Below are 15616 nucleotides of genomic sequence, written 5' to 3' on the forward strand. Positions count from 1 at the left end.
TCGCTGCCGACCGACTCTCGCTGATCTACAGTGCCACGAGGAGAAATGCGTTGACAGAATGGACTCTCGGCGAAGTCTTCGACGCCGTCGCAGATGCAGTACCCGACCGGACCATGACCGTTTGCGGGAGTCGAAGGAGCACCTTCGGCGAATCCGCCCTGCGCACCCGACAGTTCGGGAATTTCCTCGCCGAACGCGGATTCGGGGCCCACACAGCCAGTGACAGGCTCGAGCGTTGGGAGTGCGGCCAGGATCGCGTCGCCATGCTCATGTACAACGATCTTTACCCCGATGTGCTCATCGGTTGCCTCAAAGCACGGGTCGTACCGGTCAACATCAACCCTCGCTACACCTCGCAGGAAATCCGCGGTCTCCTCGAATACATTGCGCCACGGGGAATCGTCTATCACCGGTCGTTCGGTCCGGCGCTTGCCGAAGTAGTCGACGGCAGTGCAGAACTGAAGGGCAGTGTAGAGCTGCTGGTGTCGGTCGACGACGGCACCGACACTCCCGAGCTGCACGGTGCCGTCTCGTTCGACGACGCCGTCGCGCAGGGCGACCCGCACCGAAGGATCGCAGGATCGCCCGACGACCTGCTGATGATGTGCACCGGCGGCACCACGGGCCGTCCGAAGGCAGTGCTCTGGCGACAGGGCGACGCGTACGTGTCGTCGATGAACGGTTCCGACCACGAATCGGCCGAGCCGATCAAGGCACTCACCGCACTGACAGGCCAGAGTTGGTTTGCCGCTTCGCCGCTGTCGCACGCGGCTGGGACTTGGACCGCGTTCTCGGGACTGCTGGCGGGCCAGACCGTCGTGCTCTACGACGATCGAGGTGCGTTCGACGCGCGGTCGGCCCTGGAAATCGTCGAGAAGGAGAAGGTACTGCTGATGACCATCGTCGGCGACGCGTATGCCGGACCCCTCGTTGACGAAATGCGCAAGCGCAGACACAACTTCGATTCTCTGATGGTCATCGCGAGTGGTGGAGCCGCAACGAATGCCGTCCACCGGAAGGCATTCCTCGAATTGCTCCCGCACGCGACGATCGTCGAAGGATACGGATCGACCGAGACCGGTGGTATGGGATTCGGGCGGAGCAGCCGCGGTGCCGAGGTCGACACGTTCGCCCCGATGCCCGGGGGTTCGGCGGTGTCGCACGATCGTACCCGATTGTTGAAGCCGGGCGACGACGAGATCGGATGGGCTGCCCGTTCGGGCCGCGTCCCCCTCGGATACTTCCGCGACCGAGAAGCGACGGACCGCACCTTCCCCGTGGTCGACGGCGTGCGGATGGCGATACCGGGCGACCGCGTGAGGCTCGCGGACGACGGGTCGCTTCGACTGCTCGGCAGGGACTCTCTCGTGATCAATACCGGCGGTGAGAAGGTCTTCGTCGAAGAGGTCGAGGAAGTCCTGCGGGCACATCCGACCGTGATCGACGCCCTGGTGGTCGGGCGCGCCAGCGAGCGGTGGGGACAAGAAGTCGTCGCGCTGGTGCACGCGGCGGACGAGGCACAGTGCCCCACAGAAGAGTTGAAGAGCGCATGCGCAGAATCGCTCGCGAGGTACAAGATTCCGAAGCAGTTCATGTTCGTTCCCTCGATACAGCGACTCGGCAACGGGAAGCCGGACTATCGTTGGGCCGCTCAGCAAGTGCAGGCTCGAGGAGCGGTGCTGTCGTGAACGCACCGACCACTCGGCCGGGTCCGGAGGTATCTCCGGAAACCGAGTTCTTCTGGGTATCCGGTGCAGACGGCAGCCTGCGGATCCAGGAATGTCGAGGCTGCTCTGCGCTGATCCATCCACCGCGCCCGGTCTGCCGGTACTGCCACGGCAACGACATGGGAATCCGCGTCGTGTCGGGATTCGCGACCCTCGTGGGTTTCACTGTCAATCATCGCTTCGCTCCACCCGGAATGCCCCCACCGTATGTCGTTGCGCAGGTGGCCCTCGAAGACGATCCACGCGTGCGGTTGACCACCAACACAGTGGATTGCGACGCCGATGCCCTTGTGCTCGGAATGCGGATGGAAGTGGTCTTCGAACGGGCCGAGGACGTGTGGCTTCCGCTGTTCCGTCCGGCCGAGTGCGGCGAGATCGCCGAGTTGCCCGTGAGCGACCCGGACGTCGATGCGCTCCGACGCAAGGTTCGACCGATGACGTGTCCCGACAAGTTCGAGGACCGGGTCGCACTCACCGGAATCGGGATGTCGCGCCTCGGCCGTCGGCTCATGGCCGATCCGTTGTCGCTGACCGTCGATGCCTGCCGCGCCGCGATCGACGACGCGGGTCTCACCGTCGACGACATCGACGGACTGTCCACCTACCCGGGCGCTGGGTCGCTCGGCCCGTTCACCGAAGGCGGGGTCACCGCGGTCGAATCGGCACTCGGACTGGAACCCACCTGGCACAACGGCGCAGCGGAGACGTTCGGCCCTGGCGGATCGGTGATCGCAGCGATGCTCGCGGTGGCATCGGGTCTCGTGCGGCATGTCTTGTGTTTCCGGACGGTGTGGGAATCGACCTACAGCGAACTCGTGCGTACGGGTCGCACGGCGCCGGGTGGAGCGCTGTCGGACGAGTGGTTCGCGCCGTTCGGCGCGGTGTCGGCCGCACACCTGCTGGCCCAGACCGCGCAGCGCCATTTCCATCGATACGGGACAGATCGCGAAACGCTCGGCTGGATAGCGCTCAATCAACGTGCGAATGCCGCCCGGACAGCAGAGGCGATCTACCGCGATCCCCTCACGATGGATGACTACCTGGGCGCCCGCCCGATCACGACGCCGTTCGGTCTCTACGACTGCGACGTGCCTTGCGACGGCGCGGTGGCGGTCATCGTCTCGGCCCGCGACACCGCGCGTGACCTCGCCCAACCGCCGGTCTTCGTCGAAGCGGTCGGTACACAGATACTCGAGCGGCTCGACTGGGACCAGAGCACACTCACCCACGAACCTCAGGTTCTCGGGCAGGCCGCGCACATGTGGAGCCGCACCACACTGCGTCCCGACGACGTCGACGTCGCGGAACTCTACGACGGATTCACCTTCAACTGCCTGTCGTGGATCGAGGCATTGGGATTCTGCGACATCGGGGGAGCCAGAGACTTCCTGGACAGGGGAACGAACATCGCGCTCGACGGAAGGTTGCCATTGAACACCCACGGAGGTCAGCTCTCGCACGGACGCACCCACGGAATGGGGCTCGTACACGAGGCGATCACACAGATGCGGGGGCACGGGGGCGCACGGCAGGTTGCCGGTGCACGTGTCGCGGTGGTGAGCAGCGGAGGCCTGACACCCAGCGGTGTCATGTTGCTGAGAGCAGACCGGTGAATGCCGCAGACGTCGGCGAGATCGACGACATCGGCGCGGTGGTTGTTCGCACAGTAGACGTGGACGGGGTTCCGATCTCGGCACTGTGCTCGTATGTCGAACAACCGCGAGGAGTCATCGTCGCGCTTCACGGCGGCGCCACGACCTCGCGATACTTCGACCTGGAGGGTCGACCCGAGTTGTCGCTGCTCCGCACGGCGGCAGCGCTCGGATTCACCGCAATCGCGATCGATCGCCCGGGCTACGCAGACTCGTTCGAATGCCAGGAGCGGTTCGACGATCCCGACAGCCGTGTCGACGCCGCCTACGGTGCTGTGGACGCGCTGCTCGAGGGTTGTTCGCGCGGAGCCGGTGTCTTCCTTCTTGCTCACTCGGCGGGCTGCGACCTCGGTCTCCGGATGGCCGCGGACCCGCGTGGTGCGTCGCTGCTCGGTGTCGAACTCGCGGGCACCGGCACACGTAAGCAACGCGAAGCGCTCGAGATCATCAAGCGGATGCGGACCACGCGCAACCGCGGAGCCATCCGAGATCTGCTGTGGTATCCGGAAGAGCTGTATCCGCCGGAGGTCCGTGGCGGGCGAAGTCTCACGTGCATCACTCCGCGCTACGAGACGGTGGTGGCGGCCGAATGGCCCCGCGATTTCATGCGCCTCGCTCCGGCGGTCCGGATTCCGGTGCGGCTCACCTACGCCGAACACGAACGAGTGTGGGACACCGACATTGCGGTACGCGGAGAGATCAGGGCAGCATTCGTCGCGACTCCAAGATTCGTCGAGTATCGGCAGACCGGCAGCGGGCACAACATGAGTGTGGGGTTCGCGGCGGCCGAGTATCACCGTGGTGTGGTGGCGTTCGCCGAAGAATGTGCAGCACGCGGATAGCGCCCGTCACCAGGGGGTCGGTGCGTCCTGTCCTCGGTGGGTGCGCGCCCGGCCGATCCGACGGGTGAGTTCGTCGCACAGAATGTCGTTGGTAGCGGGCATCACTCGCATGTCTGCGCCCGGCATGAACATGTAACGACCGTCGTCGACGACATCGAACCAGCCGATATCCGCTTCGGTCGTGAAGCGGCCGTGAGTATTCGGGGCAAGGATCCGGATGCTGCCCGCACCGGAACGGTCGCGGAGAAGGAGGCGGCGCAGCGCCCGCGGTTCGTTCTCGCCGATTTGCTCCCTCACGGATGTGGTGCTGCTGGGTTCGGTGAGTTCGCGCATCGACGCTGCTCGAGCCTTCTCGCGTCCGCATGGCGCATCCGGGATCTGTGCGATGACGGCGCGCACGAGTGTGTCCGACCGGATCGGGATGATCTGGATGTCGCCGGAGGCGTGCTGGCGTGCGACGACGGCGAATGCGCCCTCGGCTCCACCGCGCACTCGGATGTCGCCGGTGGTTGCATTGCCGTAGACCTCGACTGCGACTTCACCCGCGTGCAGGATGCGGATCGCGTGCTCGAGTCGTGGATCGGACAGTTCCCGCCGCCACTCGTGCGCGGCGCGCAGATCGGCGTCGTGTTCGTCCTCCCACACCGAGGTCGATCGGTAGCGCAGCGGAAAGGGGAACTCGTCGCTCCCCGCAGTCGTCCAGAGCGACAGGAAACGGTCGGGCGTGACCACCCAGGTCAAAGCGGATCAACTCCTAGGACGGGCGGGGCGGTGTCGGGAAGCGACCCGATCAGTTCGTTGCCGTGATCGTTGGTGACGAGATAACTCGCGACCCTCTGTTCTTCGTCGTTGCCGCGCTGTTGACCGGACATCATGCCGGGATACATACCCATCGGGCGCATCGAACCGGGGCGGGCAGCGGCTGCTCCCTGCTGGGCGGCGGAAGGTGCCGAGGCGGCGGCCGCACCGACGCCACCGACGCCACCGACAGCGCCGGGGCCGAGCGCAGAACCACCCCCACCACCAGTTCCGGTCACGCCGCTACCGCTACCGCTACCGCTACCGCCGCCGCTACTGCCGTAGCCGCCGCTTCCGGGCAGTCCGGCGCCGGTAGCCGACGAACCATACGGTTGCGCGGTTGTGTTGCCGGGAAGCGTCGATGTCGAGGTCGTCGAGGTCGGTGAGGTGCGAGCCGATTCGGATTGCGGTGCTCCTGACGCCTCGGATCCGCCAGAGTGCTGCTGAGTATTTCGGGAACTGTCGGTCTCTGAACTGTCGGTCGTATTGTTGCCGTTCGCGGTCACCGTGGATCCGGGCTGTTGAACATTCGCCGGCCAGGGCCGGTCGGACGACGACGAGGCACCGGTGCCGGCTGCCGAGGGGTTCCCGGACCCCACTGTGACCGCGCTTGCGGAGCCGGAGCCGGCGGTGTCCTGGGGTGGAGGTAGAACGGGAACCGCAGATCCGGAATCGCGGTAGTACGGCTTGTAGAGCGATTCCATGATGCGAATCGCCTGCTGCCGTGCGGCCTCCTGCTGACGCTCCCTATCTGCCGCTGCGACGGGGCTGAGCACGTCCATCGGCAACGGGAGAGAGGTCGACGGGGGAGTGACCGACGACTTCACTCGTGCACCCACATCCGAAGCGATCTCGAGCTTCTGCGACACGGCGAGCGACGCATCGCTCAGCCGCTGTGCAGATGTGCCGAACAATTCCGTCGCCGACGATGCGGCTTCCGCAGCGCCCCCTTCCCAATGCTGGGCGATCTTGTCGCGGATCATCGCGGTGGCCATGGCGACCGTGAAGCTGAATACCGTTCCGAGATCCCTCCATTCGTTCGCGAGTGTGGACATCGCGAGTGGACTGATCGTCTGGCTGAGCTGATAGATCTCCGAGTGCTCCATGCCGTGGAAATTCTCGAACTGCGCGATGTAATCGGGATCGACGCCGCCGCCGACCCGTCCTGCCAGTTCGTCGTGGCGGGCTTGGCGACGCGTGACCGACTCCGGTGGCACGGTGCCCAGTAGCGGGGTGAGGAGTTCGCTGATCGGATTGTCGTTGTCGGACATCGTCACAACTCCTGTTCGATGGAGGCGAGCTGGCGGACCCAGTCGAACTCTGCCTCGAGAAAGGCTTCGCCACCGGAGGCGAATGCGTCGCGTAACTGGGTGAAGGCAACGATGAATTGGTCGACGCGCTCTTTTGCCGACTCGGGTGTGCCTGCGCCTTTGCGGGCGAAGCCGGCGGCGAGTTGTTTGGCGGATTCGAACTCGCCGAATCCTTCGGCTCGGCCGAGTCCGTCCGCGATCCGGGATGCCTTGTCGAGTTCTGCGATTACGGTGTCGCATATCGCGAGGATCTCGTCGATGACGTGTGGCTCGAGGCGGACGAATTCGCTCACTGCGGCTTCTTTCCGGGGTTGTTCTCGATGAACGGCTCCAACAGCGCGACGGTGTCGGCCAGGCCACCGCAGCGTTCGTTATAGGTGAGGGTGCGGGTGTGATCGGCATGGTAGAGACGGCTGAAGATGACGATGCCGAAGTCGGTCTCCAGCGTGAGGGCGCAGGTGTTGTCCGGCTTCGGGTCGTATTCCAGTAGGGCTCGGCGTCCGTTGACCGTTGTTTCGCTGGCGATGTCGCCGACTTTGGCGAGTTCCTCGTCGATACTGACGTTTCCGGAGAGGATGTTGAGTCCGTAGGAGCGGATCACCCCTGGAATATTCATTGGTGCCCGGTAGGAGCACGCCATGAATGTGTATTGCTCCATCCGGTAGTCGGATACGTCTTCGGTGCGCGGATCGTAGCCGGCTTCGGCGAGGAAATCGTCGGGGATGTCGAGGCACGGGTCGAAGGTGATGGCGGGCCTGCCCGAGTCGTCGGTGATACGTGGTGCGCGGGTCGTCGGGGTTGTCGTTGTGTCTTCGGCTGCGGCCACCGTGGCCTCGCTCGCGGTGCAGCCGCTGAGCACGACGCCCGCGGTGATGAGCACCGCCCCCACCCTTGCGGCACCGAGAAGACGTGGATACGCCATTGCCAAGGATCCCCCCCGATCCGTCCGGTCGGGCAGATATTAACGCAGATCCGGGCACGCGACCGAGCGAGTGCCTTCACTGCGAAACTTTCGCCCGGTCGTCCGGGTTCCCGTTGCCTCACGACCCGTGGCAATCCGGACAACGTGAGGAAAGTGGCGGGGTATTGGGACCTGTATCACAATTGGCTGTCCATCCATCCGGCAGACAATTGGGTGACCACCGATCACGGCACCTTGTGCCCCGACCTCAGAGGAAGTGCGGCTCGTGAGTACTCCCACCTCTACCGACAGCCCGGAATCCGCCGCCGAGCGGTATTTGGCCACCGCTGTCGCGGACGCGTCCAAGGTCGCCGACATTCCCGATTCGGTGACGCCGCGCCCGATCAAGCGCGTCGCCGTGATCGGCGCGGGCACCATGGGCTCGGGTATCGCCATGGCGTTTGCCAACGGAGGCTTGTCGGTCGCGTTGATCGAGCAGAGCTCCGAGGCGCTGGACCGGGGGATCAACACGGTTCGCAAGAACTACGAGTCGTCGGCGTCCAAGGGCAAGATCACCGCTGAACAGGCACAGGAGCGTGTGGCACTGATCGAACCGCACCTCGACTTCGCGGCGGCCTCCGACGCAGACCTCGTCATCGAAGCCGTCTTCGAGGACATGGGTGTCAAGAAGGAGGTGTTCGGGAAACTCGACGGGCTGTGCAAGGCCGGGGCGATTCTTGCGTCGAACACGTCCCGGCTCGATCTCGACGAGATCGCGCGCAGCACGTCACGTCCGCAGGACGTGATCGGGTTGCACTTCTTCAGCCCGGCACATGTCATGAAGCTCGTCGAGGTCGTGCGCGGTGATGTCACCGCCGACGATGTTGTCGTGACTTCCATGGCGCTGGCACAGACGATCGGCAAAGTCCCGGTGCTCGCGAAGGTCTGCGAAGGATTCATCGGCAACCGCATGCTCACCCCGTACCGGCGCGAAGCCGACTTCCTGCTCGAGGAAGGCGCGACCCCGCAACAGGTGGACGCAGCGTTGAAGGCATTCGGACTCGCGATGGGGCCGTTCGCCATGGCCGACCTCGCGGGCAACGACATCTCGTGGGCCGCGCGCAAGCGGCTCGCCCCGACCCGGCCGAAGGATCTGCGCTACTCGCGCGTAGCCGATACCCTCTGCGAGGCAGGGCGTTTCGGTCAGAAGACGGGATCCGGTTACTACAAGTACGAAGAGGGGAGTCGGACACCGATTCCCGACCCGGCCGTCGAGGAGATCATTCGTAAGTGCGCGGAAGAGGACGGTATCGAACGTCGCACCATCACCGACGAGGAAATCGTCGACCGCTGCATCCTCGCGTTGGTCAACGAAGGCGCGGCGTTGCTCGGTGAAGGTATCGCGCAGCGGGCATCCGACATCGACGTCGTCTACACCAACGGTTACGGATTCCCCAAGCGTCGCGGTGGCCCGATGCACTACGCCGAGACGGTCGGCCTCGACGTCGTGCTGGGCAAGATCCGTGAGTTCGAGAAGGTCCACGGTCGGGTGTGGACACCGGCGTCGACGCTGGTGGATCGCGCCGAAGGTGGGCACTCCACCTGCTCTGCCGGACGCTGACCGAGCCGACCTCGATCTCGCCGACCTCAGGGTGTATGAGCACCCTGAGGTCGGCTTTTGCGCTGATTGTCTGTCGTGGGTCTGCTGCACGCCGCGACCGGAGGTCAGTGAACCGCCCCGACCAGGCGTAATGAGAGGTCGGCGTAGAGCGTACTGAGGGTGTCGGGTTCGTTGTAGCGACCGGACGGGTACCAGCGGCAGATGTCGACGCACAGCGACATGAGTGCGAGGGTGACGCCCTCGGCGTCGGGCACCGTGAACTGGCCCGACTCGATGCCGAGGTCGACGACGTCGCGGACCACCTTGGTGGTGTCGCGCCGCAGGCCGGTGATGGCGCGATAGTGGTCGGGTTCGAGCGCGGTCAGCTCGTACTGGATGACGCGGGCGCGTCGATGGTTCTGGGCTTGCCACTCCACGAAGCGCCGGATGATCGAGATGAGACGCGCGATGGGGTCGGCGTCGGGGAGGTCGGCGTCGCGCACGACCCGTAGTGCAAGGTCGTGGCCCTCGTATGCGATGGCGTAGAGAAGCTCTTCTTTCGACCGGTAGTGCGGGTACATCGCGGCCGGGCTCATGCCGAGGCGCGCAGCGATCTGCCGAGTAGTGGTGCTGCCGTAGCCGTTCTCCGCGAACGCCTCGATCGCGGCCTCCCGCATGCGCGCGGCGGCCTTGGAGCTACTGATCACGGTGTTCTCGGGTGCGCTCACGGTGGGTCCGGCCTCCTTTCATCTGTGGTTGACAAGCAAACCACAGCGACGTTTAATAAGCGAGCGCTTAGAATCTAAGCGAGCGCTTATCTATGAGGAGCAGTTGAATGCGACGCACCCTGTACGGCCCCGACCACGAGGCGTTCCGCGAGTCCGTTCGCGAGTTCGTGAATCGGTTCGTACTCTCCCGCGCTGAGGAGCTCATCGAGCGGCACGAGATCCCGCGCGACATCTGGATCGAGGCAGGTAAGGCCGGCATCCTCGGGCTCGAGATCCCCGAGCGCTTCGGCGGCAGCGAAGCCGGCGACTACCGGTTCAACGCGGTCGTCGCCGAGGAGATGGCGCGCGCGAACATGGCGTTGTCGTCGTCGATCGGCATCCACTCCGACATCACCGTCCCGTACATCGTTCATCTCGGTAACGACGAGCAGCGCGAACGCTGGCTGCCCAAGTGCGCGACCGGTGAACTCATCTGCGCGATCGGCATGACGGAGCCGTCGGGCGGTTCCGACCTCGCGAACCTCAAGACGACTGCGGTGCGCGACGGTGACGACTGGATCCTCAACGGCGCGAAGACCTTCATCACCAACGGTTACAACTGCGATCTCGTTGTCGTGGCCGCCCGCACCGATCCGAGCAAGGGTGCGAAGGGCATCTCGCTGCTCGTCGTCGAGCGTGGGATGGAGGGCTTCGAAAACGGTCGCAAGCTCGACAAGGTCGGTCAGCCCGAGGCCGACACCGCAGAACTGTTCTTCGAGAACGTGCGCGTCCCGCAGGCCAACATGCTCGGCGAAGAAGGCATGGGTTTCATCTCGATGATGAAACTGCTGCCGCAGGAACGGCTCGGCTCCGCGGTCAACAACGTGCATCACGCCAAGCAGATCCTGCTCGAGACCATCGAGTACGCGAAGGAACGTAAGGCGTTCGGCAAGGCCATCGGCACCATGCAGTACAACAAATTCCTGCTTGCCGAGCTCGTGACGAAGATCGAGGTCGCGGAGGCCTACGTCGACCAGGCTGTCGAGGCCCACGCCGACGGCGAGCTGACTGCGGTGGATGCCGCGAAGGCGAAGTGGTGGAGTGCACAATCCCAGTCAGAGGTATTGGATGCGTGCGTGCAGATCCACGGCGGCTACGGTTTCATGAACGAATATCGTGTGGCCCGCGCTTGGAAGGACGCTCGCGTGACGAAGATCTGGGCGGGGACCAACGAGATCATGAAGGAACTGATCGGCCGCGACCTGGGCCTGTAGCCCGGTAACGACAACCAACGAGGAGCATGTCATGCCCGAAGCTGTGATCGTATCCGCCGTCCGCTCGCCCATCGGGCGCGCAATGAAGGGCTCGCTCAAGACGGTCCGCCCGGACGATCTGGCGACGCAGATGGTGGCCGCCGCGCTGGCGAAGGTCCCCGAGCTCGACCCCACCGAGATCGACGACATCATGCTCGGCTGTGGTCAGCCCGCCGGCCAGTCGGGCTTCAACATCGCTCGCGTCGTCGCAGTCCAGCTCGGTTACGACTTCCTGCCCGGCGTCACCGTCAACCGGTACTGCTCGTCGTCGCTGCAGACCACCCGGATGGCGCTGCACGCGATCAAGGCGGGCGAGGGTGACGTGTTCATCTCCGCAGGTGTCGAGTCCGTGTCGAGCTTCGTCACCGGCAACGCCGATGGCCTGCCCGACACGAAGAACCCGCTCTTCGACGACGCACAGGCGCGCAGCGCCAAGCTCGCCGAGGGTGGCACGGCGTGGACCGATCCGCGTGCAGAAGGCCTGATCCCCGACGTGTACCTCGCGATGGGCCAGACCGCGGAGAACGTCGCCTCCTTCACCGGCATCTCCCGTGAAGACCAGGACCGCTGGGGTGTGCGCTCACACAACCGCGCCGAGGAAGCCATCAAGTCGGGCTTCTTCGAGCGGGAGATCACCCCGGTCACGCTCGCCGACGGCACCGTGGTGTCCACCGACGACGGTCCGCGCCCCGGCACCACCTACGAGGCCGTCAGCCAGCTCAAGCCGGTGTTCCGTCCCGACGGCACCGTCACCGCAGGCAACGCGTGCCCGCTCAACGACGGCGCTGCGGCGCTGGTGATCATGTCCGACACCAAGGCCAAGGCGCTGGGTCTGACGCCGCTCGCGCGGATCGTGTCGACCGGTGTATCGGGACTGTCTCCCGAGATCATGGGTCTCGGTCCCATCGAGGCCACCAAGAAGGCTCTCGCAATTGCCGGCATGGGCGTCTCCGATATCGATCTGTTCGAGATCAACGAGGCGTTCGCCGTGCAGGTGCTCGGATCGGCTCGTGAGCTCGGGATCGACGAGGACAAGCTCAACGTCTCCGGCGGCGCCATCGCGCTCGGCCACCCGTTCGGCATGACGGGAGCGCGGATCACGAATACGCTTCTCAACAACCTCCGTACCCAGGACAAGCAGTTCGGCGTCGAGACCATGTGTGTCGGCGGCGGCCAGGGTATGGCGATGGTGCTCGAGCGCCTGAACTGATCCACACATAGGTTCGGGCTAAGTCACCGTTAGGCCGCATGTCTGAAAAGGCATGCGGCCTAACGCGTTTCAACTGTGTTTTGCCTTTGTCATCGGACTTCACTTGGGCTATACATACGTAGGCCCCGTCACACGAGGAGATCACTGCATGTCCGTACTCGACAGGTTCCGCCTCGACGGCCGCGTTGCGATCGTCACCGGCGCATCGTCCGGTCTCGGTGTCGCATTCGCACAAGCTCTCGCCGAAGCGGGCGCCGATGTCGTTCTCGCGGCGCGCCGCGCCGACCGGCTCGAGCAGACCGCAGAACTCGTCCGCGCCGCGGGACGACGCGCCGTTACGGTCGAGACCGACATCGCCGATCCCGAGCAGGCGCAGCGCATGGTCGACGTGGCCGTCGAGCAGCTCGGCAAGGTCGACGTCCTCATCAACAACGCAGGTATCGGCACCGCGGTGCCTGCCACCAAGGAAACCCCCGATGAATTCCGGCGGGTCATCGACATCAACCTGAACGGATCGTACTGGGCGGCGCAAGCGGCCGGCCGTGTCATGCAGCCCGGTAGCTCGATCCTCAACATCTCCTCGGTGCTCGGCCTGACCACCGCGCGCCTGCCGCAGGCCGCGTATGCGTCGAGCAAAGCCGCGATCATCGGCCTCACCCGCGACCTCGCTCAACAGTGGGGCGCCAGGAAGGGAATCCGCGTCAACGCGATCGCACCGGGCTTCTTCGAAACCGAGATGACGGATGAGTACCTGCCCGGCTACCTCGACAGCATGAAGCCGCGCATCGTTCTGGGTCGCACCGGCGATCCGGAAGAAATCGCCGCCACCGCAGTGTGGCTGGTGTCCGAGGCGGCCGGGTATGTCACCGGCCAGACCATCGTGGTCGATGGTGGCCTCACCATCAATTGACCGCATCACTTCACGGAGGTTTGCAGTGAGCTCAACAGTCCGCACCGCCATCGTCACCGGAGCCGCACGCGGTATCGGTGCTGCAGTCGCCAAGCGTCTGGCCGCCGACGGCATGCAGGTCGCCGTCCTCGACCTGGACGCCGCGTCGTGCGCCGACACCGTCTCCGCCATCGAGGCCGCCGGCGGTAAGGCCCTCGCCGTGGGCGCCAACGTCGCAGACGAAGCCTCCGTCGCCGCTGCTGTCGAGAAGGTCGCCGAGGAGCTGGGCGAACCCACCGTGCTGATCAACAACGCGGGCATCACGCGCGACAACCTGCTGTTCAAGATGACGGTCGAAGACTGGGACGCCGTCATGAGCGTTCACCTGCGTGGCGCTTTCCTCATGTCGCGCGCCACCCAGAAGTACATGGTGGACAACAAGTTCGGCCGCATCGTCAATCTGTCGAGCACGTCGGCGCAGGGCAACCGCGGCCAGGTCAACTACTCGGCCGCCAAGGCAGGCATGCAGGGCTTCACCAAGACCCTCGCCGTCGAGCTGGGCAAGTTCGGTGTCACCGCAAACGCGATCGCCCCGGGCTTCATCGCAACCGAGATGACCGCCGCGACCGCCGAGCGCGTCGGTGCGTCGTTCGAGGATTACAAGGCAGCGGCCGCCTCGCAGATCCCCGTCGCACGTGTCGGTGAGCCCGAGGACATCGCCCACACCGCTTCGTTCCTCGCCTCCGAAGGCGCAGGCTTCGTGTCGGGTCAGGTCATCTACGTTGCCGGTGGCCCGAAGGACTGACCTCGTCGTCGGTCGCGGGGACGAGGACATCGCTCATATCGCCCTCGCGCCACCGCGAGATCACACGATGAAATGCGACAGGGCCGGGCGCGTACGACGATGATGTCGTGCGCGTCCCTTCCCCGTTGTAATAGCCCGGCGTGCACTCGGTCAGGAACGCCGAATTATCGACCGCGTTCTCGGCGACCGTCTCACACCACCCTTGCTCCGCCTCCGCCGTCGGCTCCACCCACTTCGCACCGGTCTTGTCGGCCATCGCGATGACCGCTGCGATGTGGGTCGCCTGATCCTGCAGCACGTGAGAGATGTTGACCGAGTTCCCATTCTGAATCGACGCCAAGTGGAACAGGTTGGGGAAGCCGTGGGTGTAGAAGCCGTGCAATGTGCGCGGACCCCGCGCCCACGCTTCGAGCAGCGTCCTCCCGTTTCGCCCGTAGACCGGTAGCGTGCCGGACAGCACGCCCGAGATCCCGACCTCGAATCCGGTGGCGAAGATGACGCAGTCGACCTCGTACTCCGCCTCGCCCACCACGACTGCGTTCTCGGTCATCCGGGTGATTCCGCCGTGGTCCGCTGTGTCCACGAGCGTCACGTTCGGCCGGTTGAACGTCGGCAGATACAGGTCGCTGAAACCGGGGCGCTTACACATGTACCGGTACCAGGGCTCGAGCGCTTCCGCGGTTGCCGGATCGTCGACGACCTTCCTGATACGGGCGCGCATCTTGTTCATCGTCACGAAGTCGGCCAGCTCGTCGCGACGTTCGCGCTCGGCAGGGTCGAGGGAGGTATCCAGCGCGCCGGTCATCATCTTGCGTTGAAGGCGGGCGTTTGCGGTCCACCCGTCCTGGACGAGGTCCTCGGCGGTGTCCTCCCCGGAGATGATGGCCAGAAAGTTGTCCATCCGCTCGCGTTGCCAACCGGGTTGCAGTGTGGCCACCCACGCGGGATCGGTCGGGCGGTTGTCGCGTACGTCCACGGTCGACGGAGTCCGCTGCATCACGAACAGATGCTCTGCGCCTTCGGCGACGTGCGGAACGATCTGGAGGCCGGTCGCGCCGGTGCCGACCACCGCGACGCGCTTGTCGGCGAGCCCGGTCAGCCCGCCGTCGGGACCGCCACCGGTGTACGCGTAGTCCCAACGGCTGGTGTGGAAGGTGTGACCGCGGAAATCTTCGATACCGGGAATGCCGGGCAGTTTCGCTTGGGTGAGTGTCCCCGAGGATGCGATGACGTAGCGGGCGCGGATGATGTCGCCGCGGTCGGTGCGCACCGTCCACTCGACGGCGTCTTCGTCCCACGTGAAGTCGGTCGCCCGGGTGTGGAAGACGGCATCGCGATAGAGGCTGTAGTGCTCGGCGATGGCAACCGCGTGCTGCCGGATCTCCTCGCCGGGGGCGTACCGCCATTTCGGGATGTACCCGATCTCTTCCAACAAAGGCATGTACACGTACGACTCGATGTCGCAGTGGATACCGGGATAGCGGTTCCAGTACCAGGCGCCGCCGAAATCGCCGGCCTCGTCCATCATGCGGATGGATTCGAACCCGGCCTCGCGCAAGCGGGCACCGGCCAGAAGGCCGCCGAACCCGCCACCGATGACGAGTACCTCGACGCGGTCGGTCAGCGGGTCGCGCTCGACACGTTCGGTGTACGGGTCGTGCATGTAGTAGCCGAACTTGCCCGCTGCGCGCTGGTACTGCGCATTGCCCTCCGGCCGGATGCGTCGATCTCGTTCGTGTCTGTACTTCGCGCGTAAGGCGTCGACGTCGAGTGGTGTTGTCGATTCGGGCACCGCGTAAGGCCTCCCGTTCAGGGGATGTCCGACATCACTTTCGTGATCGGGGACCTTACGCCAAATTCCC

The 15616-nt window shown here is 65.0% G+C and carries 14 protein-coding genes; 8 read left to right on the forward strand and 6 right to left on the reverse strand.

Features of this window, described 5'->3' with window-relative positions; all coding sequences use genetic code 11:
• Positions 1 to 50: 50 nt before the first annotated feature.
• Genes HCA61_RS18065 through HCA61_RS18075 form a run of 3 tightly spaced genes read left to right on the forward strand, consistent with a single transcriptional unit; the run spans position 51 to position 4221 of the window.
• Entirely contained in the window at positions 51 to 1688 is a 1638-nt protein-coding gene (locus HCA61_RS18065) for an AMP-binding protein (protein ID WP_169689566.1), read from the forward strand.
• Entirely contained in the window at positions 1685 to 3340 is a 1656-nt protein-coding gene (locus HCA61_RS18070) for an OB-fold domain-containing protein (protein ID WP_169689567.1), read from the forward strand. The genes HCA61_RS18065 and HCA61_RS18070 overlap by 4 nt, the downstream gene beginning before the upstream one ends.
• A complete protein-coding gene (locus HCA61_RS18075; RefSeq protein WP_346777588.1) occupies positions 3337 to 4221 on the forward strand; it encodes an alpha/beta fold hydrolase in 885 nt (294 codons plus the stop codon). Before HCA61_RS18070 ends, HCA61_RS18075 begins: the two co-directional genes overlap by 4 nt.
• A gap of 6 nt (positions 4222 to 4227) precedes the next feature.
• Here the strand turns inward: HCA61_RS18075 and HCA61_RS18080 are convergent, their stop codons facing one another.
• From HCA61_RS18080 to HCA61_RS18095, 4 genes are read right to left on the reverse strand one after another with little or no spacing between them, the layout of a single operon-like run.
• Positions 4228 to 4953: an ESX secretion-associated protein EspG gene (locus tag HCA61_RS18080; RefSeq protein WP_346777597.1), complete on the reverse strand. Its 726-nt coding sequence runs from the start codon at positions 4951 to 4953 to the stop codon at positions 4228 to 4230.
• Positions 4954 to 4958: 5 nt separating this feature from the next.
• The gene (locus tag HCA61_RS18085) at positions 4959 to 6290 is read right to left on the reverse strand and encodes a hypothetical protein (protein WP_169689569.1); all 1332 of its coding nucleotides are present in this window, start codon (positions 6288 to 6290) and stop codon (positions 4959 to 4961) included.
• 2 nt (positions 6291 to 6292) lie between these two features.
• On the reverse strand, positions 6293 to 6622 hold the full coding sequence (locus tag HCA61_RS18090; protein WP_169689570.1) for a hypothetical protein: 330 nt from the start codon (positions 6620 to 6622) through the stop codon (positions 6293 to 6295).
• A complete protein-coding gene (locus tag HCA61_RS18095; RefSeq protein ID WP_169689571.1) occupies positions 6619 to 7251 on the reverse strand; it encodes a DUF3558 domain-containing protein in 633 nt (210 codons plus the stop codon). The genes HCA61_RS18090 and HCA61_RS18095 overlap by 4 nt, the downstream gene beginning before the upstream one ends.
• A 265-nt stretch (positions 7252 to 7516) precedes the next feature.
• On the opposite strand from HCA61_RS18095, the gene HCA61_RS18100 reads away from it, so the two are divergent.
• Complete coding sequence (locus HCA61_RS18100; RefSeq protein WP_346777589.1) at positions 7517 to 8851, forward strand: 3-hydroxyacyl-CoA dehydrogenase NAD-binding domain-containing protein; 1335 nt, start codon at positions 7517 to 7519, stop codon at positions 8849 to 8851.
• 104 nt (positions 8852 to 8955) lie between these two features.
• Here HCA61_RS18100 and HCA61_RS18105 read toward each other — a convergent pair whose 3' ends face one another.
• Positions 8956 to 9507 carry a TetR/AcrR family transcriptional regulator gene (locus tag HCA61_RS18105; protein WP_169689659.1) on the reverse strand — a complete coding sequence of 184 codons (552 nt, stop codon included), beginning with the start codon at positions 9505 to 9507 and terminating at the stop codon, positions 8956 to 8958.
• A 158-nt stretch (positions 9508 to 9665) separates the two neighbouring features.
• Between HCA61_RS18105 and HCA61_RS18110 the strand changes: the two genes are divergently transcribed.
• From HCA61_RS18110 to fabG, 4 genes are all read left to right on the forward strand, one after another.
• Positions 9666 to 10811, forward strand: a complete 1146-nt coding sequence (locus tag HCA61_RS18110) for an acyl-CoA dehydrogenase family protein (RefSeq protein WP_169689572.1) — start codon at positions 9666 to 9668, stop codon at positions 10809 to 10811.
• A gap of 31 nt (positions 10812 to 10842) precedes the next feature.
• Positions 10843 to 12060, forward strand: coding sequence for an acetyl-CoA C-acetyltransferase (locus tag HCA61_RS18115; protein ID WP_169689573.1), 1218 nt, complete (start codon positions 10843 to 10845; stop codon positions 12058 to 12060).
• Positions 12061 to 12208: 148 nt separating this feature from the next.
• Positions 12209 to 12970: a 3-oxoacyl-ACP reductase family protein gene (locus tag HCA61_RS18120; protein ID WP_169689574.1), complete on the forward strand. Its 762-nt coding sequence runs from the start codon at positions 12209 to 12211 to the stop codon at positions 12968 to 12970.
• A 25-nt stretch (positions 12971 to 12995) separates the two neighbouring features.
• On the forward strand, positions 12996 to 13754 hold the full coding sequence (gene fabG, locus HCA61_RS18125; protein ID WP_169689575.1) for a 3-oxoacyl-ACP reductase FabG: 759 nt from the start codon (positions 12996 to 12998) through the stop codon (positions 13752 to 13754).
• On the opposite strand, the gene HCA61_RS18130 is transcribed toward fabG, so the two are convergent.
• Positions 13723 to 15546: an NAD(P)/FAD-dependent oxidoreductase gene (locus HCA61_RS18130; protein WP_346777590.1), complete on the reverse strand. Its 1824-nt coding sequence runs from the start codon at positions 15544 to 15546 to the stop codon at positions 13723 to 13725. The genes fabG and HCA61_RS18130 overlap by 32 nt on opposite strands.
• Positions 15547 to 15616: the final 70 nt, after the last annotated feature.

Origin of the sequence: Rhodococcus sp. HNM0563 (genome assembly GCF_012726195.1) — a bacterium.
In the GTDB taxonomy this organism is placed as follows: Bacteria; Actinomycetota; Actinomycetes; order Mycobacteriales; family Mycobacteriaceae; genus Rhodococcus.

Excerpts from the sequence above, each read along its gene's own strand:
- HCA61_RS18085 (WP_169689569.1), bottom strand. The coding sequence starts at position 6,290 with ATGTCCGACAACGACAATCCGATCAGCGAACTCCTCACCCCGCTACTG.
- HCA61_RS18095 (WP_169689571.1), bottom strand. The coding sequence starts at position 7,251 with ATGGCGTATCCACGTCTTCTCGGTGCCGCAAGGGTGGGGGCGGTGCTC.
- HCA61_RS18105 (WP_169689659.1), bottom strand. The coding sequence starts at position 9,507 with ATGCGGGAGGCCGCGATCGAGGCGTTCGCGGAGAACGGCTACGGCAGC.
- HCA61_RS18110 (WP_169689572.1), top strand. The coding sequence starts at position 9,666 with ATGCGACGCACCCTGTACGGCCCCGACCACGAGGCGTTCCGCGAGTCC.
- HCA61_RS18115 (WP_169689573.1), top strand. The coding sequence starts at position 10,843 with ATGCCCGAAGCTGTGATCGTATCCGCCGTCCGCTCGCCCATCGGGCGC.
- HCA61_RS18120 (WP_169689574.1), top strand. The coding sequence starts at position 12,209 with ATGTCCGTACTCGACAGGTTCCGCCTCGACGGCCGCGTTGCGATCGTC.